The 445-nt window shown below is 62.2% G+C and carries 1 protein-coding gene; it reads right to left on the reverse strand.

Annotated features, from left to right (window positions below):
- The coding region (locus F6S12_RS32945; RefSeq protein WP_409999891.1) for an immunoglobulin-like domain-containing protein at positions 1-408 on the reverse strand (408 nt) is incomplete at its 3' end.
- Positions 409-445: the final 37 nt, after the last annotated feature.

Below are 445 nucleotides of genomic sequence, written 5' to 3' on the forward strand. Positions count from 1 at the left end.
CTTGCCCGCGTCCTTATAAACGTCATCGGCAGGTGCGGCCACGGTTGCCGTGCCCGAAGTGGCACCGGCAGCAATAGTGATCACGGCACCGTTACTCAAGGTCACGGTGACCGGAGTGCCAGCGGCGTTGGTCAGGGTTGCGGTGTAGACGATGGAGCCGCCTTCGGCCACGGACTCGGTCGCACTCAGGCTCAGAGTGGTGGTGTCCGGGGTATCGGTGACCGAGGTCTCGGCAGGCTTGTCGCTGACTTCCAGTTTTTCGTAGTTGCCGCCGTCGGCCTTGGTAATGGTGGTGCTCAGGGAGCTGCCGCCAGCGAGGGCATCGTTTGGCGCGGTGAAGTTTACGCTGGCAGAAGACTCACCCACCGGGATGGTGATGGTCTGACCGTTGGACAGAGTGACGACCATTGGAGAACCGGTCACTGGTGCAGTCACGGAGGCGGTA

It is taken from the genome of Pseudomonas sp. JV245A, from assembly GCF_032424515.1.
In the GTDB taxonomy this organism is placed as follows: Bacteria; Pseudomonadota; Gammaproteobacteria; order Pseudomonadales; family Pseudomonadaceae; genus Aquipseudomonas; species Aquipseudomonas protegens.